This window comes from Streptococcus fermentans (genome assembly GCF_040888305.1).
GTDB lineage: Bacteria > Bacillota > Bacilli > Lactobacillales > Streptococcaceae > Streptococcus > Streptococcus fermentans.
Genome location: NZ_JBFNFG010000001.1, coordinates 287060 through 313662 on the forward strand (window position 1 = coordinate 287060; position 26603 = coordinate 313662).

At 41.3% G+C, this 26603-nt stretch carries 13 protein-coding genes; 12 read left to right on the forward strand and 1 reads right to left on the reverse strand.

What is annotated here, in order from left to right; all coding sequences use genetic code 11:
* Positions 1-22: 22 nt before the first annotated feature.
* Together AB2B50_RS01375 and AB2B50_RS01380 are read left to right on the forward strand one after the other, a co-directional pair.
* Positions 23-7054: a SpGH101 family endo-alpha-N-acetylgalactosaminidase gene (locus AB2B50_RS01375; protein WP_083303343.1), complete on the forward strand. Its 7032-nt coding sequence runs from the start codon at positions 23-25 to the stop codon at positions 7052-7054.
* Positions 7055-7210: 156 nt separating this feature from the next.
* Positions 7211-15568, forward strand: a complete 8358-nt coding sequence (locus AB2B50_RS01380) for an SIALI-17 repeat-containing surface protein (protein ID WP_320693285.1) — start codon at positions 7211-7213, stop codon at positions 15566-15568.
* A 178-nt stretch (positions 15569-15746) separates the two neighbouring features.
* On the opposite strand, the gene AB2B50_RS01385 is transcribed toward AB2B50_RS01380, so the two are convergent.
* Positions 15747-16163 (reverse strand): DUF6556 family protein, encoded by a 417-nt coding sequence (locus tag AB2B50_RS01385; RefSeq protein ID WP_060955947.1) that lies wholly within the window; start codon positions 16161-16163, stop codon positions 15747-15749.
* Positions 16164-16299: 136 nt separating this feature from the next.
* On the opposite strand from AB2B50_RS01385, the gene AB2B50_RS01390 reads away from it, so the two are divergent.
* The 10 genes from AB2B50_RS01390 to abc-f all read left to right on the forward strand — a co-directional run bounded on the left by AB2B50_RS01390 (position 16300) and on the right by abc-f (position 26563).
* Positions 16300-17442 (forward strand): cysteine desulfurase family protein, encoded by a 1143-nt coding sequence (locus tag AB2B50_RS01390; RefSeq protein ID WP_320692202.1) that lies wholly within the window; start codon positions 16300-16302, stop codon positions 17440-17442.
* 8 nt (positions 17443-17450) lie between these two features.
* Entirely contained in the window at positions 17451-18665 is a 1215-nt protein-coding gene (thiI, locus tag AB2B50_RS01395) for a tRNA uracil 4-sulfurtransferase ThiI (protein WP_049503008.1), read from the forward strand.
* A 135-nt stretch (positions 18666-18800) separates the two neighbouring features.
* On the forward strand, positions 18801-19625 hold the full coding sequence (locus tag AB2B50_RS01400) for an alpha/beta hydrolase (RefSeq protein ID WP_320692201.1): 825 nt from the start codon (positions 18801-18803) through the stop codon (positions 19623-19625).
* 21 nt (positions 19626-19646) lie between these two features.
* Positions 19647-20387 (forward strand): esterase family protein, encoded by a 741-nt coding sequence (locus AB2B50_RS01405; protein WP_320692200.1) that lies wholly within the window; start codon positions 19647-19649, stop codon positions 20385-20387.
* A 12-nt stretch (positions 20388-20399) separates the two neighbouring features.
* Positions 20400-21563 carry an ATP-grasp domain-containing protein gene (locus AB2B50_RS01410; protein ID WP_320692199.1) on the forward strand — a complete coding sequence of 388 codons (1164 nt, stop codon included), beginning with the start codon at positions 20400-20402 and terminating at the stop codon, positions 21561-21563.
* Positions 21564-21724: 161 nt separating this feature from the next.
* On the forward strand, positions 21725-22594 hold the full coding sequence (gene gla / locus AB2B50_RS01415) for an aquaglyceroporin Gla (protein WP_049503004.1): 870 nt from the start codon (positions 21725-21727) through the stop codon (positions 22592-22594).
* A gap of 315 nt (positions 22595-22909) precedes the next feature.
* Positions 22910-23443 (forward strand): YutD family protein, encoded by a 534-nt coding sequence (locus AB2B50_RS01420; protein ID WP_320692198.1) that lies wholly within the window; start codon positions 22910-22912, stop codon positions 23441-23443.
* A gap of 16 nt (positions 23444-23459) precedes the next feature.
* Positions 23460-24545 (forward strand): dual-specificity RNA methyltransferase RlmN, encoded by a 1086-nt coding sequence (gene rlmN, locus AB2B50_RS01425; RefSeq protein ID WP_000804756.1) that lies wholly within the window; start codon positions 23460-23462, stop codon positions 24543-24545.
* A 1-nt stretch (position 24546) separates the two neighbouring features.
* On the forward strand, positions 24547-25020 hold the full coding sequence (locus AB2B50_RS01430) for a VanZ family protein (RefSeq protein WP_001080341.1): 474 nt from the start codon (positions 24547-24549) through the stop codon (positions 25018-25020).
* Position 25021: 1 nt separating this feature from the next.
* Positions 25022-26563, forward strand: a complete 1542-nt coding sequence (gene abc-f, locus AB2B50_RS01435) for a ribosomal protection-like ABC-F family protein (protein WP_049527818.1) — start codon at positions 25022-25024, stop codon at positions 26561-26563.
* The last annotated feature ends 40 nt before the right edge of the window (positions 26564-26603 follow it).

A 26603-nucleotide genomic window follows, 5' to 3' on the forward strand; every position in this document is an offset into this window, starting at 1 on the left:
AACTGAAAGGAACAAAAAACCGATGGATAAAGGATTATTTGAAAAACGTTGCAAATATAGTATTCGGAAATTTTCATTAGGGGTTGCTTCTGTTATGATTGGTGCAGCTTTCTTTGGAACTAGCACTGTTCTCGCAGATTCTGCACAAACAGGTTCAACAGCGACCATGCCAGCTGATTTGGCGACAGCTCTTGCCAATGCTAAAGAGGATGATGGGCATGACTTTGAAGCACCAAAACCTGGTGAAGACCAAGGTTCTCCTGAAGTAACTGAAGGACCAAAGACTGAAGAAGAATTGCTGGCAAAAGAAAAAGAAACTGCAACTGCAACAAGCTCAGCAGCTTCAGATACTCTTCCTGAAGAACTACGTGGAAAACTTGATAAGGCTGAAGAAAATGGCCGCACTGCCTCAAAAGAAGAACTAGAAAAAGAAGATAAAAGCTTAGTTCCAGAAGAAGTAGCTAAAACAAAAAATGGGGTATTAAACTACGGTGCAACTGTCGAAATTAAAAGCTCTGCTGGGCTCGGTAGTGGTATTGTTATCGGGGAAAATCTCGTTTTGTCTGTTTCTCATAACTTTATCAAAGATGTTCCAGATGGCAATAATCGTAAGGTAGCTGATAATGTTGAAAGTGATGACGATGTTTATACAATTTCTTACCAAGGCGCTCCAGACGTCAAATTCAGTAAAAATGATGTAAAACACTGGGACCGTGAAGGATTCCTCAAAGGATATAAAAATGACTTGGCAATCGTTAAGCTTCGTACACCTCTTGCAAATGCACCAGTTGAAGTGACTGACAAGCCTGCAACAACTAAGGTAGGAGATAAGGTTCACGTATTTGGATATCCAAAAGGAGAACTTGATCCAATTTTGAATACAACTGTTGAGGATATTAATAATCACGGAGAAGGTGTTCGTGGCATTAGCTATCAAGGAAGTGAACCAGGTGCTAGTGGTGGCGGTATTTTCGATGAAAATGGGAAATTGATTGGTATTCACCAAAATGGTGTATCTGGTAAACGTAGTGGAGGTATTCTCTTCTCACCTGCTCAGCTAGAGTGGATTCAAAACTACATCAAGGGTATTGAAACAACGAAACCAGCTGGTCTAGATGCTCTCGATAAACAAGTTGAGGACAAGGAAGAAAAACCAAAAGAGGATAAACCTAAGGAAGATAAGCCAAAAGCAGAAACACCAGCAGAAAATAAACCTGCTGAAAACAAGCCGGCTGAGAACAAGCCAGCAGAAAATAAACCTGCTGAAAACAAGCCAGCTGAGAATAAACCAGCTGAGAATAAACCGACTGAATCAAAAGAAGTTACTCCAGAATGGAAAACAGTTGAAAATAAAGACCAACAGGGAACAGTAACAATCCGTGAAGAAAATGGAGTTCGTTACAACCAACTAGCTTCAACTGCTCAAAATGACAATGGTAAGAAACCAGCCTTGTTTGAAAAAGATGGTTTGACAGTCGATGCTAATGGAAATGCCACTGTTGATTTGACCTTTAAAGAAGAATCTGAAACAGGTAAATCTCGCTTCGGTGTCTTCATGAAATTCAAAGACACTGATAACAATGTTTTTGTAGGTTACGACCAAGGTGGATGGTTCTGGGAATACAAGTCAAATGGAAGTGGACTTTGGTACCAAGGTGGACGTGTTGCAGCTCCAGTAAATGGTTCTGAGAACCACTTGACCATCAGCCTTAAATCAGATGGACAGCTCAATGCAACTAACAACGATGTCAAACTCTTTGACACAGTTACCTTGCCATCTGCAGTTAATGACAAACTCAAAGATGAGAAGAAAATCGTTCTTAAAGCTGGAACCTATAACAGCAGCGAACGTACCATTGTCAATGTCAAAACTGATGATCAAGAAGGTGTGAAAAACGATCAAGAAGCCGCTGAAAAAGAAAAGGGCGACACAGTAGATGATAGCAATGTCAAATACGACACTATCGAATCTACAGTATTGAAAGCAGTCATCGACCAAGCCTTCCCACGTATTAAAGAGTACGTCCTCAATGGCAACAAGCTTCCAGGTCAAGTGCAACCGATTAATCAAGTTGTGATTAATAAACACGCTGTGACTCCTGAAGTTACCTATAAGAAGGTCAATGCAACGACTGCCGAGTATGAAATGAAACTCCGTGATGAGGAAAACCTCATCAATGCAGATATGACAGTTCGTTTGCAAGTGGTGGACAACCAACTTCACTTTGATGTGACTAAGATTGTCAACCATAACCAAGTTACACCAGGACAAAAGATTGATGACGAACGTAAATTACTTTCTTCAATCAGCTTCCTAGGAAATGCCTTGGTATCTGTTTCAAGCGACCAAGCGGGAGCTAAGTTTGATGGGGCAACCATGTCAAACAATACTCACGTCAGTGGTGATGACCATATCGAAGTAACAAATCCAATGAAAGAATTAGCCAAAGGCTACATGTACGGATTTGTTTCAACAGACAAACTTGCAGCAGGTGTATGGAGTAACTCACAAAATAGCTACGGTGGTGGTTCTTACGACTGGACACGTTTGACAGCTTATAAGAATACGATTGGCAATGCTAACTACGTGGAAATTCATAGCTCTGAATGGCAATGGGAAAAAGCGCACAATGGAGTTGTCTTCCCAGCATACACTCAAGAACTTCCAAGTGCAAAAGTTGTCATCACTGAAGATGCCAATGCTGACCATAAGGTTGACTGGCAAGATGGTGCGATTGCTTACCGTAGCATCATGAACAACCCTCAAGGTTGGGAAAAAGTTAAAGACATTACTGCTTACCGTATCGCTATGAACTTTGGTTCACAAGCGCAAAACCCATTCCTCATGACCTTGGATGGTATCAAGAAGATCAACCTCCATACCGATGGTCTTGGCCAAGGTGTACTGCTTAAGGGATACGGAAGTGAAGGACATGACTCTGGACACTTGAACTATGCGGACATCGGTAAACGTATCGGTGGTGTTGAAGACTTTAAGACTCTTATTGAGAAAGCTAAGAAATATGGTGCCCACCTCGGTATCCACGTCAACGCTTCAGAAACTTATCCAGAGTCTAAATACTTTAATGAAGATATTCTTCGTAAAAATGCAGATGGTAGCTATAGCTACGGTTGGAACTGGCTTGACCAAGGTATCAACATTGATGCTGGTTATGACCTCGCTCATGGGCGTCTAGCTCGTTGGGAAGAGTTGAAGAAAGAGTTGGGTGAAGGTCTAGACTTCATCTACGTCGACGTATGGGGTAACGGTCAATCAGGTGACAACGGTGCCTGGGCAACTCACGTTATTGCGAAAGAAATTAACAAACAAGGTTGGCGCTTTGCTATTGAGTGGGGCCATGGTGGTGAATATGATTCTACCTTCCAACACTGGGCAGCTGACTTGACCTACGGTGGCTATACAAATAAAGGTATTAACAGTGCCATCACTCGCTTTATCCGTAACCACCAAAAAGATTCTTGGGTTGGTGACTACAGAAGTTATGGTGGTGCAGCTGACTACCCACTTCTAGGCGGTTATAGCATGAAGGACTTTGAAGGATGGCAAGGACGAAGTGACTATAACGGTTATGTAACAAACTTGTTTGCTCATGACGTTATGACTAAGTACTTCCAACACTTCACAGTAAGCAAATGGGAAGATGGCAAACCAGTAACCATGACTGACAATGGTAGTACCTATAAATGGACTCCAGAAATGAAAGTCGAGTTGGTCGATGCTGCAAATAACAAGGTTGTTGTAACTCGTAAATCTAATGATGTCAACAGTCCACAATATCGTGAACGAATTGTTACGCTTAACGATCGTGTGATTCAAGATGGTTCAGCCTACTTGACACCTTGGAACTGGGATGCAAATGGTAATAAGCTTGAAAGTGACAAGGAAAAAATGTACTACTTCAATACTGAAGCAGGTGCAACAACTTGGACACTTCCTAGCGACTGGGCAAATGGTAAGGTTTACCTTTATAAGCTAACTGACCAAGGTAAAACTGAGGAAAAAGAAGTTGCCGTGAAAGATGGTAAGATTACCCTTGACCTCACTGCAAATCAGCCATATGTTCTCTATCGTTCTAAACAAACAAATCCTGAAATGTCATGGAGTGAAGGAATGCATATCTATGACCAAGGATTTAACAGTGAATCTTTGGATCATTGGAAGATTTCGGGAGATGCTTCTAAGGCTGAAATCGTGAAGTCTCAAGGTGCAAACCAAATGCTCCGCATCCAAGGCAACAAAGAAAAAGTTAGTCTCACTCAAAAATTGACTGGCTTGAAGCCAAATACTAAATATGCAGTCTATGTCGGTGTAGACAACCGTAGTAATGCTAAAGCAAGTATTACCGTTAATACTGGTGAAAAAGAAGTAACCAACTACACCAACAAGTCACTCGCCCTCAACTATGTAAAAGCCTATGCTCACAATACTCGTCGAAGCAATGCAACAGTTGATAACACAAGTTATTTCCAAAACATGTATGCTTTCTTCACAACAGGTTCAGATGTATCAAATGTAACCTTGACCTTGAGTCGTGAAGCAGGCGATGAAGCAACTTACTTCGATGAAATTCGTACCTTTGAAAATGAATCAAATATGTACGGTGACGGTCACGATACTGCAACAGGCGTCTTCAAACAAGACTTTGAAAATGTCGGACAAGGTATCTTCCCATTTGTCATCGGTGGTATCGAAGGCGTTGAAGACAACCGTACTCACTTGTCTGAAAAACATGGACCATACACACAACGTGATTGGAATGGCAAGAAAGTTGATGACGTTATCGAAGGAAATTGGTCACTCAAGACAAATGGACTTGTAAGTCGTCGTAACTTGGTTTACCAAACAATTCCACAAAACTTCCGCTTTGAAGCAGGCAAGACCTACCGTATTACATTTGACTATGAAGCTGGATCTGACAATACTTACGCCTTTGTAGTCGGTAAGGGAGAATTCCAATCTGGACAAGCAAGTAATTTGGAAATGCATGAATTGCCAAATACTTGGACAGATTCTAAGAAAGCGAAACGTGCAACCTTCCTAGTAACAGGTGCGGAAACTGGCGATACATGGGTAGGTATCTACTCTACAGGCAATGCAAGCAACACTCGCGGAGACTCAGGTGGTAATGCTAACTTCCGTGGCTACAATGACTTCATCATGGACAGACTTCAAATCGAAGAAATTGTCTTGACTGGTAAGATGATGACAGAAAATGCTGTCAAGAACTATCTTCCAACTGTTGCGATGACTAACTACACTAAAGAAACAATGGATGCTTTGAAAGAAGCTGTCTTCAACCTCAGTCAAGCAGATGATGATATCAGTGTAGAAGAAGCTAAGTCTGAAATTGCTAAGGTCAATGCTCTTAAAGACGCTTTAGTGATGAAGAAAACAGCTCTTGTAGCAGATGACTTTGCAAGTCTTACAGCTCCTGCTCAGGCTGGTGAAGGTCTTGAAAATGCCTTTGATGGCAACGTTTCTAGCCTATGGCATACATCATGGAGCGGAGGAGATGTTGGTAAACCTGCAACTATGGTCTTGAAGGAACCAACTGAAATTACTGGCTTCCGTTACGTTCCACGTGGTTCAGGATCAAATGGTAACTTGAGAGATGTCACTCTTGTGGTTACTGATGAAACAGGTAAGGAACATACCTTCAATGCAACCAATTGGGCTAACAATAATAAACCAAAAGATATTGACTTTGGTAAGACTATCAAGGCTAAAAAGATTGTTCTAACTGGAACAAGAACCTACGGTGATACAGAAAACCAATATCAATCAGCTGCAGAATTGATCTTCGCTCGTCCACAGGTTGCTGAAACTGGTCTTGACACTACAGCCTATGAAGCAGCCTTGGCAAAAGCTCAAAAATTGACTGATAAAAGTAATCAAGAGGAAGTAGCAAGTGTTGTTGCCAGCATGAAATTTGCAACAGATAATCATCTCTTAACAAATAGAATGCTTGAATTCTTTGCAAATTATCTCGACCAATTGAAAGACCAAACACCTACTCCAACTCCAGATCCAGAACCAACTCCAGAACCTAAACCTGAAGCTCCAACTTCAAGCAAGGGTGACGAAGCTGCGCCAGTTGTTGACCTTCCAGAATTCACAGGTGGTGTAAATGGTGTTGAAGCCGCAATCCATGAAGTACCAGAGTTTACTGGAGGTGTGAATGCAGCTGAAGCCGCTGTTCATGAAGTTCCAGAATACAATGAAGTTGAGGGAACCGCAGGAAATGAAGTAGCTATCCACGAAGTACCAGAATTTACTGGAGGTGTAAATGGAGCTGAAGCCGCTGTCCATGAAGTACCAGAGTATACAGGTGCGATTGGAACAGCAGGTGATCAAGCCGCACCTACTGTAGAAAAACCAACTGAAGGTGTTCGTGTCTTGTCAGATAAGACTACAGGAGTTGTAGTTGCAGGACTAGCAAGAGATTTGGCTACAGATCTTAATCTTAAAGTTCAAAAAGTAACAGACCAAAGTCTACAAGGTGTGAAATTTGATGCTTATGCTCTTCATTTAGTTGATAAAGATAAGCATGAGGTTCAAGCGAAGGGTGTAGTGCTTGTTCGACTTCCAGTTTCTAGTGAAGTAGCTGGAGTATACTACACTGCATCAGGTGAGGCAGTAAGCTTTACAAATGGTCAAGGTACAGTTGAGTTTACAACTAGTCAGCTAGGACATTTTGCAGTAGTTTATAAACAAGTTTCTAAACCACAAACGCCATCAGTAGGAGAACCAGGTCATAAACCACAAACTCCATTAACTGAGGAACCTGGAAGTCAAGTACAGACTCCATCAACAGAGAAACTGGATCATAAACCACAGGATGCAGCAGTACAAAAACTCGATCAGAAATCAGATGATACTGCTAAACCAGAAATGAAGGAAGTAGCAGCTAAACAAGAAGCGAAGGATAAACTTCCAGAAACTGGTACTAGCAAGTCAGATCATCTCTTCTTCCTTGCCAGCCTCAGTCTAGCAATGTCTGCTCTATTTCTTGCAAAGAGAAAAGAAGATTAAAAAATAAAAAGTTTTCAATAAAAGAGAGCTTAAAACTCCACAATCACTGTAGTGGAGAAAAAGAAAACCCAGAGAGGACCCTCTAGGTCCTCTCTTTTTCTAAAGGGGAATGATAGCGCTTACTCCTTGTGGGCGTATGAAAGGAAATAGGAAAAAATGGGAAAACATTTTTTTGAGAAACGGTGTCATTACAGTATACGTAAATTTACAATCGGCGCAGCTTCTGTTATGATTGGTGCCAGTATCTTTGGAACTGGTATGGTTCAAGCTGCTGAAACAGAAGGACCTGCAGAGACAGAAGGTACGGTAACACAGGCTCAGCCTCTGGATAAACTGCCAGCAGATATAGCAGCAGCTATTGAAAAAGCAGAAGCAAGTGCTGGAACTGTAGATGAACAACCTGCAGGGTCAGAAACTGGGGCAACTGCAGCTGAAACAACTACTCCAAAACCAACTGAAACTCCTGCTCCTAAGGAAGAAGTAGCTTCAAAACCAGCTACAAATCCAAAAGAGGAAGCAGCTTCTGAAGCGAAACCAGCTGCAAGTCCTGCGACTAAAGATGTAGTAGATACACCAGATGTCAATCATTTAGAAAAAGCTTCTGCTACAGCATCAAACCATGAAGCCAACACACAATACACAGCAGAAAAGGCGATTGACGGAAAACCTGATACTCGTTGGGCTACTGACCAAAACGTTGAGAAACCAACAATCGAATTTACTCTTGAAAAGACAACAGTGATTAAGCATGTTGAGATTGATTGGGACCGCCGCGTTCGTGGTGAACAAAATGATCCTAATATCAAGTCATGGAACCTCTATTACGCCGGCCAGGATGATGTGAATGGTTCAGGAGTTAAAGAATGGAAGTTGGCTTATCAAAGAACAGGGAATCCTCTTCTTGATGAAAAAATTGACTTGAAAGAAGCTATCCAAGCCAAATACCTTAAACTTGAAATTACAGACTATCAAGCTGGTACAATGAATTGGAAAAATGTTGGGATTCAAGAAATTCGTGCCTACTCAAACATTCCAGACGCTAGCAAACCAACAGATATTCGCCAAGTGACAGAATTAGCTGTTGCTGAAGATGGAAAATCTCTTATCTTGCCTAAATTACCAGGTCAAGTCAGCTTGATTGGTAGCAACAAACAGGGTGTTGTTGACCTAAATAACAAAATCTATAAACCCTTAACAGATCAAACTGTTAAGGTCATGGTCCAACAAGTCAAGGATACTCATACCTTCACAAAAGAATTTGAAGTCCTTATTAAAGGCTTACATGCAGACGAAGGCGTTGGCACTAAACCAGCAGTTGCTCCAGCAGTTCAACAATGGTATGGAACTGAAGGAAAAACTTCTATTACAGCTGATACTGTGATTTCAGTTGGCGATTCTGGATTTGGTCAAGAAGCTAAATTCTATCAGACTGACCTTGAAAGTCGTGGGCTAGAAATCGCTACAGGTGATCAAACAGCTCAAAAACGGATTGAATTTAAAAAGGTTGAAGATAAGGGTTATGGTAAAGAAGGCTATGGTATCACTGTAAAAGATGGTGTTATTACTGTAGAAGCTGCAACCAACGCAGGAGCCTTTTACGCAACTCGTACTCTTCTACAAATGGGCGAAAATGATTTGCAAAACGGAGAAATCCGTGACTTCCCAAGCTTTAGCCACCGTGGCTTTATGCTAGACACAGGTCGTAAGTTTATTCCTTATGATACGCTTGTAGACATCATGCTCAACATGGCTTACTACAAGATGAACGATCTTCAGTTGCACTTGAATGATAACTATATCTTCTTAAAAGATCACTTGGCTGGTAAAAATCTTTCTCAAGATGAAGAACTAGACTATGTCCTCAAAAAAGCTAAGACAGGCTTCCGTGTAGAGACTGATGTTGTTGGTAAAAATGGTGAAAAATTAACATCTGACGAGCATTACACTAAGGAAGAAATGCAAGAAATCATCAAGTTGGCCAAAGCTTTACATATCAATCTTGTTCCTGAAATTGACACACCAGGTCACGCCCTTTCATTTGTTAAAGTTCGTCCAGACTTGATGTATAAAGGTCAGCTTAGTGCGAGAAAACATAATGTAGAGCGTGTGGCTATGCTAGATTTGGATAACAAGTACGAAGAAACTCTTGCTTTTGTCAAATCAGTCTATGATAAATTGCTCGATGGTGAAGACGCACCTCTCCATGGCGTATCTACAGTTCATATCGGTACAGATGAATATTATGGAAATCCAGAAAGCTATCGTCGCTATGTCAACGATATGATCCAGTACATCAAAGGCAAAGGTTTGACACCGCGTATTTGGGGTTCCCTCAGTGCCAAACAAGGAACTACACCTGTAGATTGGAAAGATGTAGAAGTTGATATCTGGAGTATTGGTTGGCAACGTCCAGCGGCTGCAATTGCTCAAGGTGCTAAGATTATCAATATCACAGATATTCCAACCTATAGTGTTCCAAGTGGTAGCAATAGTCAAGGTGGATATGGAGATTATGCAAACTATGAAACACAATACAATCGCTGGACACCAAATGACTTCTCAACAGGTGGAGGACCACGCTTAGAAGCCTCTAATCCAAATATCCTTGGTGGTGGTCATGCAGTATGGAATGATAATATTGACCTCCATGAAACTGGACTCACTTCTTATGATATCTTTAAACGCTTCTTCAAGAGTATGCAATCAACTGCAGAACGCACTTGGGGTTCAGACCGTGCAGCCAAGACCTATGCAGAACGTGTTCAACCAGCAAGTGTTTATGCACCTCAATCTAATCCAGATAAGACCGTAGCTGAAGAAGACTTGTTCAAGATTAATCCTGAGACTGTCAAAGATTATCTTGCTAAGAAAGTACAGAAGACTGAAGCAGGTTTGAATTTCGAAAAAGATAGCACTATCGAAGGCCTAGTTGGTGATGCTGGACCAAGTCATGTCTTGAAATTGGATGTGACAGTGACTGGTGATGGCGAGCAAACCTTCTCAACAAGCGGAAACAATCAACTCTATCTTGCGGACAAAGATGGCTACCTTGCCTATACTTTTGAACAATTCCATATTCAATTTAACAAGAAACTTGAAAAGAACAAACGTTATCAAATTTCTGTCGTAACCAAACCTCAAGTGACTGAAGTTTATGTGGACGGTGAAAAGGTTGAACGGATTGCAAATCCAGCTAATCCACGTTTGGCTCATAATAGCTTAGTCTTACCACTTGAAACAATTGGTGGCTTCAAAGGAATCTTGCATAGTGCTGAGTTGTCAAATGAAGCATTTGTAAACCCACGTTTGATTCCAAATGATCATTTTACAGTTTCTGCAACAAGTCAAGAATTACCAGGAACCAATGCAGAAGGTCCAGTCGAAAAAGCCTTTGACAATGATCCAAATACCTTCTGGCATTCAAAATGGTCTGGTCATCAGGCTCCATTTACAGTGGCAATGAACTTGAAAGCAGCTGAAACAGTTAATGGTTTGACTTATCTTCCACGTCCAGGTGGAGGCAACGGTGTTGTGACATCTTATGAAATCTATGCTCAAAAAGATGGTCAAATGGTTAAAGTTGCTTCAGGAAATTGGGAAAACAATGCCAAAGAGAAAACAGTTAACTTTGATGCCATTGAAACCGATAAGGTAGAATTTAAAGTTCTAGCTGGTGCTGCAGGATTTGGTAGTGCTGCAGAAATTCAACTTCTGAAACCAGTTTCTACTAACAAGGTGGAAGAGCCAGTTAGTCCAGAGAAACCTGTGACACCAGAAAAACCTGAAACTCCAGAAAAACCTGTGACACCAGAAAAACCTAAAGTTGAGGAAATGGGCGATGGTACAACTGAACTTGCTGATAGCTTTGTAGCTACGAAACCTACAAGTGACGAAGCAGTTGCCGCAGCAGCCCAAAGTCAGGATTATCTCAAGAAAGAGTACAAGGTCTTCCCAACACCACAAAAAGTAACTTACGATGAAGGTGTTACGAAACTCCATAAACAAGTCAATCTTGTCATGGGTGATCAATTAGATATCTATACTCGTAATCGCTTGAAGAGTGTCCTACAAGATCATCAAATCTCATACACAAGCAGTCAAACAGCAGTGGCAGGTGCTACCAACATTTACCTTGGGGTTCATGGTCAAAATTCACAGGCTGAAAAAGAAGTGTCTGGCATTTCTCAAGGACTCTTTGATAAGATTGATGCCTATGCCTTGTCAATCAAGAACAATACAATCTCTATCGTCGGTAAGGATACAGATGCTGTCTTCTACGGTTTGACAACTCTCAAACACATGCTTAATGAAAGTGAAGCTCCAGTCTTGCGTAATGTAACAGTTGAAGACTTCGCTGAAATTAAGAACCGTGGCTTTATCGAAGGATACTATGGTAACCCTTGGAGCAATGCTGATCGTGCTGAGTTGATGCGTTATGGTGGTGACTTGAAGTTGACTCAATACTTCTTTGCACCAAAAGATGATCCATACCACAACAAGAAATGGCGTGAACTTTATCCAGAAGAAAAATTAGCAGAAATCCGTGAATTGGCGCGTGTCGGAAACCAAAACAAGACTCGTTATGTTTGGACCATTCACCCATTCATGAACAACCGTATCCGTTTTGGCAACGATGCTGACTACCAAAAAGACCTTGAAACAATTAAAGCTAAATTCACTCAATTGATGGATGTCGGTGTTCGTGAGTTCGGTATCCTAGCTGATGACGCTCCAAGTCCAGTTGGTGGCTACAATAGCTACAACCGCTTGATGAAGGACATGACAGACTGGTTGACTGAAAAACAAGCAACTTATGTTGGTCTTCGTAAGGAAATGATCTTCGTTCCAGGTCAATATTGGGGTAATGGACGTGAAGATGAGTTGAAATCTCTAAATGAAAACCTTCCAACTTCAACTTCTATGACCCTTACTGGTGGTAAGATTTGGGGTGAAGTGTCTGAAAGCTTCCTCTCTAACCTTAAGAATAACCTGACTGCAGGAGGTAAGACCTACCGACCAGTTTCTCTATGGGTAAACTGGCCTGTTACAGATAACTCTAAACAACACTTGATTTTGGGTGGCGGTGAGAAATTCCTTCATCCAAATGTAGATCCAAGTCTCCTTTCAGGTATCATGTTGAACCCAATGCAACAATCTGAGCCTTCTAAGATTGCCCTCTTCTCAGCAGCCCAATATGCATGGAAACAATGGAAATCAGAAGAAGAAGCTAAGAGAGTGAATGACATCGCCTTCAACTTTGTTGAAAACGGTAAGTTTACAGATAGTGAAACATCTCTTGCCTTCCGTGAACTTGGTAAACACATGATCAACCAAAACATGGATGGTCGTGTTGTGAAGTTGGAAGAGTCTGTTGAACTTGCACCGAAATTGGATGCCTTTATGTCTAAGTTGAAAGCTGGTCAAGATGTCGGTGCAGAGCGTGAAGGCTTGCGTGCAGAATTTGCTAAACTAAAAGCAGCAGCTCAACTTTATAAAGCATCTGGTGATGAAAAGATGCGTGCTCAAATCCACTACTGGTTGGATAATACCATTGACCAAATGGACGCATTGAGTGCTCTCCTTGATGGTACAGAAGCTATCGAAAAGAACGATTCTGCAAAACTTTGGGATAGTTACTATAAGGGATTAAAACTTTATGAACAGTCTCAAACTTATACCTTCCATTATGTAGACCATGATGAAAGAGCTGAGTTGGGTGTTCAACATATCCGTCCATTCTTGCTTGGACTTCGTGAAATCCTCGCAACAGAAGTTCAAAAAGCCTTGCATCCTGACCAAGTCCTTAGTACCTTTATCACAAACCGTACAGGTGTCGAAGGTGGACTTGCTGAAGTGACTGATGGTGATTTAGGAACACATGCTTTGATCAAATCACCAAACAGCATTCAAACTGGTGACTACATTGGTTTGAAATTTAATAAGGCTGTTCCAGTTCAAAACTTGACCTTTGCAATGGGAACTCAAGCAAATCCTCGTGATACCTTCAACAACGCTAAGGTTGAATACCTCAATGAAAATGATGAGTGGGTAACCCTTTCAGAACCAAGCTACACTGGTAATGAACCACTGCTTAAATTTGAAAACCTCAACATCAACGCCAAAGCTGTTCGTATGATTGCGACTTCAGATCGTGGAAATACTTGGTTTGCTGTACGAGAAATTGCTGTTAACCGCCCTGTAGAAGTTACTCGTGCTAAACAGTCAGCCACTGTGACTATCAGTCCAAATCTTATGTACAAGTACAACACAACAGTTGGTCAGATTACAGACGGACGTGATAATACTGAAGCCATGCTTGCAAATGCTGATAGAACAGACACAACTCCAGTCAATGGTTGGGTACAACTTGACTTGGGTGAAGTCAAACCTGTGACTAAGGTTCGTTTGGTTCAAGGATCAGGAGATAAATTGGCAGAAGGTGTTCTTGAATATTCTGCAGATGGTAGCTCATGGCAAGAGTTGGATCGCTTGACTGGCGAACAAACAAAAGAAATCGAAACTCCAATTTCAGCTCGCTACGTTCGTGTTCGCAATACTAAGAACATCAACCTATGGTGGCGTATCGCTGACTTCTCAGTTGAAACACGTGCAGGCAATAGCGAATTGACTGATACAAACGTTGAGAGCTTGAAGTCAACTCCAGTTTATGACAGCCTAGGCCGTTATGACCTTCAAATTCCAAGCGGAACTAAGCTTCCAGCTCATAGCTACTTGGGTATGAAACTTGATCGTCTACACCAAGCTGAAAGCATTCAAGCACTTGGTACAGAAAATCCATCTCTCAACTTGGAATACTCTCCAAATGCCCAAGAATGGTATCCAGCTGATCAAGTGACTGATAAGTCCTTGGTACGTTATGTTCGTTTGGTTAATAAGACTGACCAAGAACAAGCAGTGACAGCAACTTCTCTACTTGTTCAGACAAAAGAAGTTCAGCCAACCACACTTGATTCTACATCAATGGGAATCCACCAAACATACGGTAGAAACGACGTTCGTAAGATCAAGAACTTGGATCAGTTGTTTGACGGTGTCTACAATAACTTTGTAGAGTTCTCAGACTATGCTCGTAAAGACGGTCATATTACCTTGAAACTTGGTAGCGAACGTGATATTAAGAAGATTAGAGCTTACATCCAAGACGGCACTCAAAACTATCTCCGTGATGGTAAGATTCAAGTCAGTCAAGATGGCAAGACTTGGACGGATGTTGTGACAGTTGGTGACGGTGTTGCTAATGAAACACGTGATGACTCCTTGACAGATGGCTGGACACATGATTCTAAGATGCCAGGAAATCGTTACATCGAGGGTGAACTTTCAAGTCCAGTTAAAGCCAACTACCTCCGCGTTCTATTTACAGCAGACTATGATGCTCGTTTTGTAGGCTTCACTGAGTTGGTGATCAATGATGGCGAATTCGTGAAACCAATCAATGACCCTACTGTTCAAGGAAACAGCGGTGAAAGCCAAGGCAACCTTTACACGAACCTCGTAGATGGTAAAGTCTTAACAAGCTACAAGGCTGAGAAAGAACAAGGTGAGCTTGTTTACCACTTGTCAGAACCGACAGATGCTAACCATATCCGACTTGTTTCAAGTCTTCCTCAAGGAGTGAAAGCTCGTGTGCTTGCTCGTACTCTGAAAGAAGATAAAGCAGATGCTTGGTCAGAACTAGGTGAAATTACCTCAAGCTTCCAAACATTTACTGTCAGAGATAAGTCTCCATTATTGGATGTCAAACTTGTTTGGGAAGGTGGCAAACCAGAGTTCTACGAAATGACTACATTCCACCAAGAACTTCCGGAAGAACCAGAGAAACCAGCTCCAACTACAAGTAAGGGTGACGAACCAGCACCAGTAGTAGAAGTCCCAGAATTTACTGGTGGCGTAAATGGTGTCGAAGCAGCTGTTCATGAAGTTCCAGAGTACACTGAAGCTATTGGCACAGCAGGTGATGAAGCAGCACCAGTAGTAGAAGTCCCAGAATTCACAGGTGGCGTAAATGGTGTCGAAGCGGCTATCCATGAAGTCCCAGAGTATACTGAAGCTACAACAGAAGCAGACAAGATTCCAGCACCAGTAGTAGAAGTCCCAGAATTCACAGGTGGTGTCAATGGAGCAGAAGCAGCTGTTCATGAAGTCCCAGAATATACTGGTGGGGTGAATGGTGTCGAAGCAGCTGTTCATGAAGTCCCAGAGTTTACTGGTGGAGTGAATGGTGAAGCAGCAACTGTTCAAGAAGCAGGTCCAGAATTCACAGCTGGTGTCAATGGGGCAGAAGGAGCAATCCATGAAATTCCAGAATACACAGATGAGCAGTCTCTTGTAGCTCTTGCTATGTCACAAGATAAGACTTATCAAGCACCTGCAAGTCATCCATACAAACTCCCAGAGACAGGTACTAAAGAAAATGCTGGCCTTGCAGCTATTGGTGTTGTAGGAGCACTTCTTGGTATGTTTGCTATGGGAAAGAAAAAAGATGACGAATAAAATGATGTTATAGCATCCAAGTCATAGAGATTGGATCAAGAGACTAATCTCGATTATAAAAAGCGGACAAAACTAGTTTTCTGATAAACAGAATCTGGTCTTGTTCGCTTTTTTATGGGATTGATAATGAATCATGTAAAAAACCAGCGATTCAATCACTGGCTGTTAGATCGTTCTTTTAGGAAGCTCCATTAGTATTAGACGTTTTTGTATCTGTTGTTTGAGTGCTAGATGAAGGAACAGTCGGTTGTTCTTGTTTACTGCTAGTATCTTCTTTCTTACTTTCTACACTGCTACTAGATTGAGTTGTTGTTTCTTCTTGTGTGTTTTCTTTTGTAGAAGTGTTGTCCTTGTTTGGAGTAGTATTCTCTTGAGGGGATTCCTTTTGAATCTCTTTTATGACTGTTGTCTGGGTTGTCGTAGTTTCTTTTTTAGAGTTATTGTTGTTATTATTATTCATAGCATTCATGATGGTGATACTTGCAGTAATCAGCCCCAGAATACTACCGATAGTAGCTATCGTTTTTTGAAAAACAGTAAATCCTTTTTTGATGTGTTCTGTTTTGGGTTTTGATGTTCTACGATAATTAGACATAATATCTCTCCTTTACTAAAATTCATTATACCGAAAATCTTTAAAAAAAACTTAAATGAACCTGAATTGCCTTTCTTGTCGCCTGAACTGTTTCGTGATACAATAGAAGGAGTGATTTTAGAAAGCGTGAGAAACCATGATTTACTTTGATAATTCGGCAACGACTAAGCCTTATCCAGAAGCACTTGAAACCTATATGCAAGTGTCTGCAAAAATTATTGGAAATCCTTCAAGTCTCCATCGTTTGGGAGACCAATCTAGCAGAATTTTAGAAGCTTCTCGACAGCAGATTGCAGATTTGATTGGCAAGAAAAGCGAAGAAATCTTCTTTACCTCTGGTGGGACTGAAGGAGATAATTGGGTTATCAAAGGTGTGGCTTTTGAAAAAGCGCAATTTGGTAAACACGTTATTGTGTCTGATATTGAGCACCCAGCAGTCAAGGAGTCGGCTCTCTGGCTCAAGACTCAAGGTTTTGAAGTGGATTTTGCACCTGTAAATGAAAAAGGATTTGTAGATGTAACTGCTTTAGAAAACCTACTTCGTCCTGATACAACGCTAGTCTCTGTTATGGCAGTCAACAATGAAATCGGCTCAATCCAGCCTATTGAAGCTATATCAGAACTAATAGCTGATAAACCAACGATTTCCTTCCATGTTGATGCCGTTCAAGCCTTGGCTAAAATACCAACAGAAAAGTATTTGACAGACCGAGTGGATTTTGCGACCTTCTCTAGTCATAAATTCCACGGAGTTCGTGGTGTTGGCTTTGTCTATATCAAGTCAGGTAAGAAGATTACACCGCTTTTAACTGGTGGTGGCCAAGAGCGTGACTATCGTTCAACAACTGAGAATGTAGCAGGAATTGCAGCAACAGCCAAGGCACTGCGTCTAGCTATGGAAAGATTGGAATTGTTTTCTAACAAAACGAGTCAGATGAAGGAAGTCATCCGTCAGGCTCTTCTTGATTATCCAGATATTTTTGTCTTTTCAGGTGAGGAAGACTTTGCTCCTCATATTCTGACCTTCGGAATTAAGGGAGTTCGTGGGGAAGTCATCGTTCATGCTTTTGAAGACTATGATATTTTCATTTCTACAACATCAGCTTGCTCGTCCAAGGCAGGAAAACCTGCAGGCACCTTGATTGCCATGGGGGTTGAAAAAGATAAGGCCCAGTCAGCAGTCCGCCTCAGCCTAGACCTAGAAAATGACATGAGTCAAGTTGAGCAATTTTTGACCAAACTAAAATTAATTTACAATCAAACTAAAAAAGTAAGATAGGAGCATTCATGCAGTATTCAGAAATTATGATTCGCTACGGAGAGCTTTCAACCAAGGGTAAAAACCGGATGCGTTTCATCAATAAACTACGTAATAATATCTCAGACGTTTTGTCCATTTATCCTCAAGTCAAAGTGACAGCAGACCGCGATCGTGCCCATGCTTATCTAAATGGTGCCGACTACACAGCAGTTGCCGAGTCACTCAAGCAAGTTTTCGGGATTCAAAACTTTTCGCCAGTATACAAGGTTGAAAAATCTGTAGAAGTTCTGAAATCTGCTGTCCAAGAGATTATGAAGGACATCTACAAGGAAGGTATGACCTTTAAAATCTCAAGCAAGCGAAGCGACCACAACTTTGAGTTGGATAGTCGTGAGTTGAACCAAACTCTTGGTGGTGCAGTATTTGAAGCCATTCCCAATGTACAAGCACAAATGAAAAATCCTGACATCAATCTTCAGGTGGAGATTCGTGAAGAGGCGGCCTACCTTTCTTATGAAACCATTCGAGGAGCTGGTGGTTTACCGGTTGGAACTTCAGGGAAAGGCATGCTCATGTTGTCTGGTGGGATTGACTCACCAGTAGCTGGTTATCTAGCTCTAAAACGTGGAGTGGATATCGAAGCTGTTCACTTTGCTAGTCCACCATATACTAGTCCAGGTGCCCTCAAAAAAGCCCAAGATTTGACCCGTAAATTGACTAAATTTGGTGGCAATATCCAGTTTATCGAAGTACCTTTCACAGAGATTCAAGAAGAGATTAAGGCTAAGGCTCCAGAAGCTTATCTCATGACTCTGACTCGCCGCTTTATGATGCGCATTACAGACCGTATCCGAGAAGTGAGAAATGGTTTGGTCATCATCAATGGTGAAAGTCTTGGTCAGGTGGCAAGCCAAACCCTGGAAAGTATGCAGGCTATCAATGCGGTGACCAATACACCAATTATCCGTCCAGTTGTAACTATGGATAAGCTAGAAATCATTGACATTGCGCAAGAAATTGATACCTTTGAAATTTCTATCCAGCCGTTTGAAGATTGTTGTACTATTTTTGCACCCGATCGTCCGAAGACAAATCCAAAGATTAAGAATGCAGAGCAGTATGAAACACGTATGGATGTCGAAGGTCTGGTTGAACGTGCAGTAGCAGGAATCATGATTACTGAAATTACGCCTCAAGCTGAGAAGGATGCAGTTGATGAGCTAATTGACGATCTCCTCTAATTAGAAAATCCAGAAGAATAGAGAAAATAAGTAGAAAAAGTTAGTTTATTGTCCTAAATTTGGACGGAAACTGACTTTTTTTCTATTTTTATGATATAATTAGATAAAATTTTGAATATAGAGAGTTTTCTGACAATGAATCAATCTTATTTTTATTTAAAAATGCGGGAGCATAAATTAGTGGTTCCCTACACAGGTAAGGAGCGTCGCGTACGTGTTCTCCTCCCAAAAAACTATGAAAAAGACACGGATAGAAGCTATCCAGTGGTGTATTTTCACGATGGACAAAACGTCTTTTATAGTAAGGAATCTTACGTTGGACATTCCTGGAAGATTATCCCAGCCATCAAGCGAAATCCAGATATCAGCCGTATGATTGTTGTGGCTATTGACAATGATGGACTTGGACGGATGAATGAGTATGCGGCATGGAAATTCCAAGAGTCCAACATTCCTGGCCAACAATTCGGTGGCAAAGGTGTCGAGTATGCTGAGTTTGTCATGGAGGTGGTTAAGCCTTTTATTGACGAAAACTATCGTACAAAGTCTGACCGCAAGCACACTGCTATGGTTGGTTCTTCTCTGGGTGGAAATATTACTCAGTTTATTGGCTTGGAGTTTCAGGATCAGATTGGATGTTTGGGAGTTTTCTCATCAGCAAACTGGCTTCACCAAGAGGCCTTTGATCGCTATATCGAGCGAAAAAAACTATTGCCTGACCAGCGTGTCTTTATCTATGTTGGTACGGAAGAAGCAGACGACACAGACAAGACCCTCATGGCTGGCAATATTAAGCAGGCCTATATCGACTCTTCCCTTCGCTATTATCATGATTTAATAGCAGGAGGAGTTGAGTTGGAAAATCTCTCTCTCAAGGTTCAGGCTGGAGCCATTCACCATGAAATTCCATGGTCAGAAAATCTTCCAGCTTGCCTACGCTTTTTTGCAGAAAATTGGTAATTAGTATAAAGGAGACAGGATATGAATATTGAACATCTTAGCCACTGGAGTGGTCATCTTAACCGTGAAATGTATGTTAATCGATACGGACACGCAGGTATCCCAGTGGTTGTCTTTGCTTCCTCAGGTGGTAGCCACAATGAATACTATGATTTTGGCATGATTGATGCTTGTTCATCCTTCATCGAAGAAGGTCGTGTTCAGTTCTTTACCCTTTCAAGTGTCGATAGTGAGAGTTGGCTAGCAACATGGAAAAATAGTCATGACCAAGCTGAAATGCACCGTGCTTATGAGCGATACGTTATTGAAGAAGCCATTCCTTTTATCAAGCACAAGACAGGCTGGTTCGACGGCATGATGACGACAGGCTGCTCTATGGGAGCCTATCACGCCCTCAACTTTTTCCTACAACATCCGGATGTTTTCACTAAAGTGATTGCTCTTAGTGGTGTATACGATGCGCGTTTCTTTGTAGGTGACTACTACAATGATGATGCCATCTATCAAAATTCACCAGTAGACTATATCTGGAATCAAAATGATGGTTGGTTTATTGACCGTTACCGTCAGGCTGAGATTGTGATTTGTACTGGACTAGGTGCTTGGGAGCATGATGGCCTGCCTTCTTACTACAAGTTAAAAGAAGCCTTTGACAAAAAACAAATTCCTGCCTGGTTTGCAGAATGGGGACATGATGTCGCCCATGATTGGGATTGGTGGCGCAAACAAATGCCATACTTCCTCGGTCACATGAGTCTATAAAAGGAGTCGCTTATGAATTATCTTGTAATTTCACCCTATTACCCACAAAATTTCCAACAGTTTAGTATTGAGCTAGCCAATAAAGGAATCACCGTTCTAGGGATTGGGCAAGAACCCTATGAACAACTAGATGAGCCACTGCGCAATAGCTTGACTGAGTATTTCCGTGTTGATAATCTTGAAAATATTGATGAAGTTAAACGTGCAGTTGCCTTTCTCTTTTATAAGCATGGTCCAATTGACCGTATCGAATCTCACAATGAATACTGGCTAGAGTTGGATGCTGCTCTTCGTGAACAATTTAATGTCTTTGGTGCCAAGCCAGACGACCTCAAAAAGACCAAGTTCAAGTCTGAAATGAAGAAACTCTTCAAAAAAGCTGGAGTTCCAGTGGTTCCAGGTGCTGTCATTGAAACAGATGCAGATGTTGACAAAGCTGTGAAAGAAATTGGCCTTCCGATGATTGCCAAACCTGACAATGGAGTGGGAGCGGCAGCAACCTTCAAGCTTGAAACAGAAGAGGATATCCGTCATTTCAAGGCAGAGTGGGACCATTCAACCGTTTATTTCTTTGAAAAATTTGTCACCTCTAGTGAAATCTGTACCTTTGATGGTTTGGTAGATAGAGATGGAAATATCGTCTTTTCTACGACCTTTGACTATGCCCATACACCGCTTGATCTCATGATTTACAAGATGGACAATTCTTATTATGTTCTTAAAGATATGGATCCAAAATTGCGCAAGTATGGTGAGGCAATCGTTAAAGAATTTGGCATGAAAGAACGTTTCTTCCATATCGAGTTCTTCCGTGAAGGTGATGATTATATTGCCATTGAGTACAATAACCGTCCAGCGGGTGGCTTCACCATTGATGTTTATAACTATGCCCATTCTTTTGATTTGTACAAGGGCTATGCAGCGATCGTTGCGGGTGAACCATTCCCTGCTTCACAATTCGAGCCCCTGTACTGCTTGGCGACATCACGTCGTGCCAATGCCAACTATGTTTATTCAGAAGAAGACTTGATCGCCAAATATGGTCAGCAATTCAAGGTCAAGAAAATCATGCCTGCAGCCTTTGCTGAATTGCAAGGAGACTTTCTCTATCTGCTAACGACACCAAGTCGTGAGGAAATGGATCAGATGATCAAGGACTTTGGTCAGCGTCAATAATAATCAAAATTTTGACTTAACAAACTAGGTTTGTTAGGTCTTTTTTTAAGAACTAAAATAAAAGCGTTTTCCCGCAGTATTCTTTTAGAAAATCTGTTGCTAAAAGGCTTAAAAATTGATAGAATAGGGATTGTCTAAAAAATATTAAGGAGAATCTATCAATGGATTTCGCATGGGCAGTCAAATATGCCACTGAATTTTTGGGAACAGCCATCTTGATCATCTTGGGAAATGGTGCAGTTGCCAACGTTGAACTTAAAGGTACGAAAGGTCACCAAAGTGGCTGGCTCGTTATCGCTGTTGGTTACGGTATGGGGGTTATGATCCCTGCCTTGATGTTTGGTAATGTTTCTGGTAACCACATCAACCCAGCCTTCACTCTTGGTCTAGCAGTTAGCGGACTTTTCCCTTGGGCACAAGTAGTACCATACATCGTTGCACAAGTCTTGGGAGCAATCTTCGGACAAGCCTTGGTTGTTGCAACTCACCGTCCTTACTACTTGCAAACTGAAAAAGCAAACAATATCTTGGGAACATTCTCAACAATTTCAAGTATTGACCAAGGTACAAAAGAATCACGCTTTGCAGCAACAGTTAACGGTTTTATCAACGAGTTTGTTGGTTCATTCGTTCTCTTCTTTGCAGCACTTGGTATGACAAAGAACTTCTTTGGAGCTGAAGTCCTCCAATACATGAAACAAATGGCAACTCAAGCTGGTCAAAATGTTGACTTCTCTGATTTGGCAATTAAAGCTCAAGTAGCGCCTCATACAGCATCAGGACTTGCTGTTGGTCACTTGGCACTTGGTTTCCTAGTAATGGCTTTGGTTACTTCACTTGGAGGACCTACAGGACCTGGTTTGAACCCAGCTCGTGACTTTGGACCACGTCTCCTTCATGCCTTCCTTCCAAAATCAATCCTTGGTCAACACAAGGGTGATTCAAAATGGTGGTATGCTTGGGTACCAGTAGTTGCACCGATTGCAGCTGGTATTGCAGCAGTAGCACTTTTCAAATTACTTTACCTATAATCACTCAAAACTGGGAAACCCCAGTTTTTCTTGTCTACAAAAGTCGAGTTTTTAGATAGAGATTCTTATACTCAATGAAAATCAAAGAGCAAACTAGGAAGCGAGCCGCAGGCTGCTCACAGCACTGCTTTGAGGTTGTAGATAAGACTGACGAAGTCAGTCACATATATAATCTAAGACGAAGCTGACGTGGTTTGAATTTGATTTTTGAAGAGTATTAAATCGTCAGATTTTTTTCATTTTAATACTAAAGGTGAAAATGTGGCGAAAATATGGTAAAATAGAGTATTAAGTAATCGTTGAAAAAGGAAGATTATGCGTAAAGAAATTGCACCCGAATTATATAATTACAATAAATTCCCTGGTCCCGAATTTCAACTGACTGGAAACAGAGTGGAAGCTGAAGATTTTGTTTTTACTCTAGTTGAAAATAGCAAGGATGCTTTTGATGCAACAGCTTTTACTCAACGCTTTTCAGAAGTACTAACAAAGTTTGATTATATTGTTGGAGACTGGAGTAATGAGCAGTTACGCTTACGGGGATTTTATAAGAATGAACGAGCTGAAGAATCTTTAGAAAAAATTAGTCGCTTGCAAGACTACCTACTTGAGTATTGTAGCTATGGTTGTGCCTATTTTGTTTTAGAAAATGAAGTTCCTAAACGAGCACCATTTGACCAAAAGATGCGCAAAAAAGAGGAAGAAAAGGACTCTCGCAAAGGGAAAAAGACTTCCCAAAGTAAGAAAAAAAATCATACGGACAAGAGAAATAGACGCCGTTCAAAAGAACAGAAACCTCAGAACGAAGAAAAAGGACAACGCCATTTCGTCATCCGTCAGAAAGATTAGAGAATAAGGAGAAAAGATGAAACCGTCGATTTATAGTTTAACACGCCAAGGCATGCAAGAATGGGTCTTGGAACAGGGAGAAAAGAAATTCCGTGCTGACCAAATCTGGGAGTGGCTTTACCGTAAACGTGTTCAGACATTTGAAGAAATGACCAACTTGTCTAAGGATTTGATTGCCAAACTCAATGATCAATTTGTAGTCAATCCTTTGAAACAACGCATTGTTCAAGAGTCAGCAGATGGAACAGTCAAGTACCTCTTTGAGTTGCCAGATGGGATGCTGATTGAGACGGTACTGATGCGTCAACACTATGGTTTGTCAGTCTGTGTAACCACGCAGGTAGGATGCAATATTGGTTGTACCTTCTGTGCATCAGGATTGATTAAGAAGCAACGTGACCTCAATAACGGAGAAATTGTTGCGCAGATTATGTTGGTTCAAAAATATTTTGACGAACGTGGACAAGATGAACGTGTAAGCCATATCGTTGTAATGGGCATCGGAGAGCCATTTGATAACTACAATAACGTTTTGAACTTTATCCGTACCATCAACGACGATAAGGGAATGGCAATTGGTGCTCGCCATATCACTGTATCAACTTCAGGTTTGGCTCACAAGATTCGTGAGTTTGCTAATGAAGGTGTGCAGGTCAACCTTGCTGTTTCTCTTCATGCACCAAACAATGAACTTCGTTCAAGCATTATGAAGATTAACCGTGCCTTTCCAATTGAAAAACTCTTTGCAGCTATTGAGTATTATATTGAAACAACTAACCGTCGCGTAACTTTTGAGTACATCATGCTAAATGAAGTGAATGATGGAGTGGAACAAGCACTTGAGTTGGCAGAATTGCTGAAAAATATCAAGAAATTGTCTTATGTCAACTTGATTCCTTACAACCCAGTTAGTGAACATGACCAGTACAGTCGTAGTCCGAAAGAGCGTGTCATGGCCTTCTATGATACACTCAAGAAGAAAGGCATCAACTGTGTTGTTCGTCAGGAACATGGTACTGATATCGATGCAGCATGTGGACAATTGCGTTCAAATACTATGAAGCGTGATCGCCAAAAAGCAGTAGCTGAAGTAAATCCATGATATGAATCGAAAAAAATTACTAGGCTTGGGAGTTTTTCTATACAGTCTTTGTATTGTCTGTTTTTGCTTTACTCCTCAGCCAAAACTTCCGATAGGAGTGGGAACTCCAGGTATTCAAACTATTGGACGCCTGGTTTTTCTTTTGACGCCTTTTAACTCTTTGTGGAAATTGGGAGAAGTAACAAGCTTTTTACAACTGTTCTGGATTTTTTTGCAAAATGCCTTAAATATCCTTTTACTATTCCCACTGATTTTCCAACTTCTCTATCTCATGCCTAGTCTAAGAAAAACGAAGAAAGTGATTCTTCTCAGTTTTCTATTGAGTCTAGGAATCGAATGTACACAGCTAGTTTTAGACTTTTTCTTCGACTTTAACCGGGTATTTGAGATTGATGATTTATGGACCAATACTTTGGGTGGCTACCTGGCTTGGGTCCTTTATAAACTACTACATAGAAACAAGATAAGGAATTAGAATGAGTATCTTAGAAGTAAAAAATTTAAGTCACGGTTTTGGAGACCGTGCGATTTTTGAAGATGTATCCTTCCGTCTTTTAAAAGGTGAACATATCGGTCTGGTCGGTGCCAATGGTGAAGGAAAATCAACTTTCATGAGTATCGTGACTGGTAAAATGTTACCTGATGAAGGTAAGGTGGAATGGTCTAAATATGTGACAGCTGGCTACCTAGATCAGCATGCGGTGCTCAAAGAAGGCCAAACTGTTCGTGACGTTCTTCGTACAGCTTTTGACGAATTATTCAAAGCAGAAGCACGTATCAATGAACTCTACATGGAAATGGCAGAAGAGGGCGCTGATATTGATGCTCTAATGGAAGAAGTTGGAGAACTTCAAGACCGTTTGGAAAGTCGTGATTTCTATACCTTGGATGCTAAAATCGATGAAGTGGCGCGTGCCCTTGGTGTCATGGACTTTGGGATGGACACGGATGTCACAGCTTTGTCTGGTGGGCAAAGAACAAAGGTGCTTTTAGCCAAATTGCTTCTTGAAAAACCAGATATCTTGCTTCTTGACGAGCCAACCAACTATCTCGATGCTGAACATATTGACTGGCTCAAACGCTATCTCCAGAACTATGAAAATGCCTTTGTACTTATTTCGCACGATATTCCTTTCTTAAACGATGTAATCAATATCGTCTATCACGTTGAAAATCAACAGTTGACACGCTATTCAGGCGATTACTACCAGTTCCAAGAAGTCTATGCCATGAAGAAATCACAACTGGAAGCAGCCTATGAGCGTCAACAGAAAGAAATTGCGGATCTCAAGGACTTTGTGGCTCGAAACAAAGCACGTGTCGCAACGCGTAACATGGCTATGTCTCGTCAGAAAAAATTGGACAAGATGGATATCATCGAGCTTCAAAGTGAGAAACCAAAGCCGTCCTTTGAATTCAAAACTGCTCGTACACCTGGACGCTTTATCTTCCAAGCCAAGGATTTGCAGATTGGGTATGACCGTCCCCTTACCAAACCATTAAATCTTACCTTTGAACGCAATCAAAAGGTTGCCATTATTGGTGCTAACGGTATCGGGAAAACAACACTTTTGAAGAGTCTCTTGGGGATTATTCCTCCAATTGCTGGGGAGGTTGAACGCGGGGACTATCTAGAACTCGGCTACTTTGAGCAAGAAGTGGAAGGTGGCAATCGCCAGACACCACTAGAAGCAGTCTGGAACGCCTTTCCAGCTCTCAATCAAGCAGAAGTCCGTGCAGCTCTTGCTCGTTGTGGTCTGACGACTAAACATATCGAGAGTCAAATCCAAGTATTGTCAGGTGGAGAGCAAGCTAAGGTTCGTTTCTGTCTCTTGATGAACCGCGAGAATAATGTCCTTGTACTAGACGAACCTACCAACCACTTGGATGTGGATGCCAAGGACGAACTCAAACGTGCTCTGAAAGAATACAAGGGTTCTATCCTTATGGTTTGCCACGAACCAGACTTCTACGAAGGCTGGATGGACCAGATCTGGGATTTCAATGAGTTGACATAAAAAGAGAATTCCGTAAAACTAGAATAGGAAAAAGCCAAGT

Coding starts and splice junctions, on each gene's coding strand:
- AB2B50_RS01375 (WP_083303343.1), top strand. CDS start 23: ATGGATAAAGGATTATTTGAAAAACGTTGCAAATATAGTATTCGGAAA.
- AB2B50_RS01380 (WP_320693285.1), top strand. CDS start 7,211: ATGGGAAAACATTTTTTTGAGAAACGGTGTCATTACAGTATACGTAAA.
- AB2B50_RS01385 (WP_060955947.1), bottom strand. CDS start 16,163: ATGTCTAATTATCGTAGAACATCAAAACCCAAAACAGAACACATCAAA.
- AB2B50_RS01390 (WP_320692202.1), top strand. CDS start 16,300: ATGATTTACTTTGATAATTCGGCAACGACTAAGCCTTATCCAGAAGCA.
- thiI (WP_049503008.1), top strand. CDS start 17,451: ATGCAGTATTCAGAAATTATGATTCGCTACGGAGAGCTTTCAACCAAG.
- AB2B50_RS01400 (WP_320692201.1), top strand. CDS start 18,801: ATGAATCAATCTTATTTTTATTTAAAAATGCGGGAGCATAAATTAGTG.
- AB2B50_RS01405 (WP_320692200.1), top strand. CDS start 19,647: ATGAATATTGAACATCTTAGCCACTGGAGTGGTCATCTTAACCGTGAA.
- AB2B50_RS01410 (WP_320692199.1), top strand. CDS start 20,400: ATGAATTATCTTGTAATTTCACCCTATTACCCACAAAATTTCCAACAG.
- gla (WP_049503004.1), top strand. CDS start 21,725: ATGGATTTCGCATGGGCAGTCAAATATGCCACTGAATTTTTGGGAACA.
- AB2B50_RS01420 (WP_320692198.1), top strand. CDS start 22,910: ATGCGTAAAGAAATTGCACCCGAATTATATAATTACAATAAATTCCCT.
- rlmN (WP_000804756.1), top strand. CDS start 23,460: ATGAAACCGTCGATTTATAGTTTAACACGCCAAGGCATGCAAGAATGG.
- AB2B50_RS01430 (WP_001080341.1), top strand. CDS start 24,547: ATGAATCGAAAAAAATTACTAGGCTTGGGAGTTTTTCTATACAGTCTT.
- abc-f (WP_049527818.1), top strand. CDS start 25,022: ATGAGTATCTTAGAAGTAAAAAATTTAAGTCACGGTTTTGGAGACCGT.